The sequence below is a fragment of the Sphaerochaeta sp. S2 genome (assembly GCF_016406725.1).
Taxonomy (GTDB): Bacteria; Spirochaetota; Spirochaetia; order Sphaerochaetales; family Sphaerochaetaceae; genus Sphaerochaeta.
Genome location: NZ_JAEKNT010000428.1, coordinates 1 through 3,030, shown reverse-complemented (window position 1 = coordinate 3,030; position 3,030 = coordinate 1). Strand labels below are relative to the sequence as shown.

Here is a 3,030-nt window from a genome sequence, read left to right as displayed (position 1 = left end):
GAAATAGTTTTCGGTATCGTCGAGGCACTGAAGAACTATCATGGAAATGCAGATATCAACATCCGTCTGATCAATGGTGTCTCTGCTGGCGAGGGCTTCATGAACCTGTTCGAGAATTCTGGTCTTGAGGGTATCGACTTCATGACCTACACCTTCTCACCCTCGATGGTCCGTGATGCAATCGACCTTGGTTTGAAGGTATTGCAAGGCGAATCTCTTGAGAAGACCTACAAGGTGCCCACTGAGATGATCGATAAGTCAAACTACAAGAAGTACATGGAAAGCGACTTGTACAAGGTCCGCTATAGCCTGTAACGGTAGGTTGTTCTAAACCTCATGCCCTCTGGAGACAGATTTTACTGTCTCCTCTGGGCATCATTTGTATAAGGGAGAAGGATACATATGATTCTGGAAATGAAGCATATATCCAAATCATTCGGAGCTGTACAAGCTGTGAAGGATGTCTCATTCTCGGTAGGGAAGGGGGAGATTCACGGGTTGCTCGGTGAAAATGGTGCTGGAAAGACTACGTTGATGAACATCCTGGCAGGTACCTTTCCTCCGGATATCGGGACGATAGAGATTGATGAGAATGTGGTAGAATCCATGACCCCACGAAAAGCAATGGAGCTGAGAATTCGGTTCATCCATCAGGAATTGAATCTCTGTAACGATCTTACGGTATTCCAGAATATGTTCCTTGGATACGAATATAGCAAGCCTGGCCTGCGGGTAGACAAGAAAAAGGAACTTGAGCACGCTCAAAAGGTCCTTGACTCCATGAACAGCGGCATCAAAGCTGATTTGCTCGTCGCAGATCTTGATACTGCCCAGAAGCAGATGGTCGAAATTGCTCGTGCACTGTTGTTTTCCAGTGAATTGATTATCATGGACGAGCCAACTACCGCATTGAATAACCGTGAAATCGAGAAGCTGTTTACCATCATGAGGGCACTCAAGGATGAAGGGGTTTCCTTCATCTATATTTCACACAAGATGCCGGAGATATTCAGCATCTGTGATACATACACGGTGCTGCGTGACGGATCATTCATTAAAACCGGCGCTATTAAGGATATTGATGAACATCAGGCTACTGAATTATTGATCGGCAAGAGTTTCATACAGGCACATATCAAGGACGCCATCCCGGCAACCATAAGCGATGATGTGGTGCTGAATGCGAAAAATCTATCTGGAAAGAGTTTTTTTGATATCTCCTTTTCTGTGCGTCGGGGAGAGATCCTGGTAATCACTGGGTTGCAAGGATCTGGTACCGATGAATTGGCAACGGCACTTTTTGGTGCCACAAGCTTGGATCATGGTAGTGTTGATGGCCCAAATGGCCCACTCGATATGAAGGATATCAAGAAGGTTATGCAAAGTGGGATCGGTATGATCCCCAGAAATCGGAAAGAGCGGGGAATTCTTCCCGATCTCACGATTCGCTACAACAACTCCTTGGCGTATTTTGTAGCAAAGCATTCCCATTTGCTCGTCAATACAAAGGAAGAGTCGGATCGCTTCAAGCGAAGTCAGAAACAGATGGGTATCAAGGTGGGCAGTGACCTTGACCCGATTACCAGTCTCTCTGGTGGAAACCAGCAGAAAGTCATTCTCAGCAGGTGGTTGCAGCTCGATGCAGACCTGTACATTATGGACAATCCGACACAAGGCATAGATGTCGGTGCAAAATTTTCTATTTACAAGATCATTGCAGAATTGGCAGCGCAGGGCAAAGGGGTGATCGTATTTACCAGTGAATATCCTGAGATACATCAGCTTTCTGACAGGTGTATGGTCTTGTATAAAGGTCGTTGCAGTGCCGTGCTGGAACGTGAAGATATCAGTGAAGTGGGGATTATGGAATATTCAACAGGAACAAGAAGGGAGGCACTCAAGTGAAAGGTGTAACACTGTCTAGGGAGCAGGTGCGGGAAACTTGGAGAAATATTACTGGCAACTACAGCCATTGGCTGAGTTTTGTGTTGTTGCTTCTGGTGGCAATTATGGTGAGTCCTTCTTTCCTGACATGGAACAACATCACCAATCAGTTTGTACAGGGTTCCATTGTAGGTATATGTGCAATGGGAATGAGCTTGATCATCTCGGCAGGTATGATTGACCTGTCAGTAGGATCCTCGGTTGCATTGATCAGCGGTTTTGGTGTATTGGTGCTCAACTCAACCAAATCGATCACCCTGACTCTTTTGTTCTGTCTCGGTGCTGGGGTCATTGTTGGTCTCATCAATGGATTGTTGGTTACGAAGGGCAAAATTGCCCCTTTCATTGTTACCCTGGCTACGATGAGTGCATGGAGGTCTGTGATCAATCAGATGGGCCAAGGAGGTCCGTTTACTGTCGACAATTCGATGTATGCTTCATTCAGGAATATCGCAGCAGGAAGATTTCTTGGTATTCCTCATTTGATGCTTTTCCTGATCGGTATAACGTTGCTCACCGGTTTTATCATGTCCAAGACTAAGTTTGGTACCTATATCTACGCGGTAGGATCAAATCAACAGGCTGCTCGTCTGAGTGGTATCAATGTGAATCGTGTAAAGACCTTGATATTCACCTACGCAGGAACGCTCTATGGCTTGGCTGCCTTTCTACTTGCTAGCAGATTGACCTCAATTCAAGCAGCAAGTGCGGGAATGGGTTATGAGATGGATGCGATTGCTGCCGTTGCAATAGGTGGTACCAGCATGGACGGTGGAAAAGGGAAAATCATCGGGACATTCCTTGGTGTACTGATGTTGAGAATCATCAATACCGTGTTGATCATGGCCAATGTTCCTCCGTTCCTCAATGGATTGGTAACGGGTGTCATCATCATCGTGGCGGTATTGGCACAGAGCAACAAGAAAGGCAAATAAGGAGAAGCTATGCAAATCGGTATAATTGGTGCTGGAGGTATGGCTGCGTATCATGCAAAGGGTTTTTCCCTAGCTGGGGCAGACGTTGTAGGGATCGCTGATCCTAATGAACAACGCTCAGAGGCGTTCGCTGCTCTGCACGGTATCGCGG

Annotated in this window: 3 protein-coding genes and 1 pseudogene; all 4 read left to right on the top strand. The window is 46.3% G+C overall.

Annotated elements, in window-relative coordinates; all coding sequences use genetic code 11:
- Positions 1 to 315 (top strand): annotated as a pseudogene (locus JF818_RS12340) (sugar ABC transporter substrate-binding protein); the annotation flags it as partial.
- Between the two features lie 99 nt (positions 316 to 414).
- Complete coding sequence (locus JF818_RS12335; RefSeq protein ID WP_370570338.1) at positions 415 to 1,905, top strand: sugar ABC transporter ATP-binding protein; 1,491 nt, start codon at positions 415 to 417, stop codon at positions 1,903 to 1,905.
- Positions 1,902 to 2,879: an ABC transporter permease gene (locus JF818_RS12330; RefSeq protein ID WP_198892294.1), complete on the top strand. Its 978-nt coding sequence runs from the start codon at positions 1,902 to 1,904 to the stop codon at positions 2,877 to 2,879. Before JF818_RS12335 ends, JF818_RS12330 begins: the two co-directional genes overlap by 4 nt.
- Positions 2,880 to 2,888: 9 nt before the next feature.
- Positions 2,889 to 3,030, top strand: a 142-nt coding sequence (locus JF818_RS12325) for a Gfo/Idh/MocA family oxidoreductase (protein WP_198892293.1), incomplete at its 3' end; no start/stop codon positions are given.

Bases quoted from the DNA above. Each gene is read 5' to 3' on its own strand.
- JF818_RS12335 (WP_370570338.1), top strand. From the start codon at position 415: ATGAAGCATATATCCAAATCATTCGGAGCTGTACAAGCTGTGAAGGAT.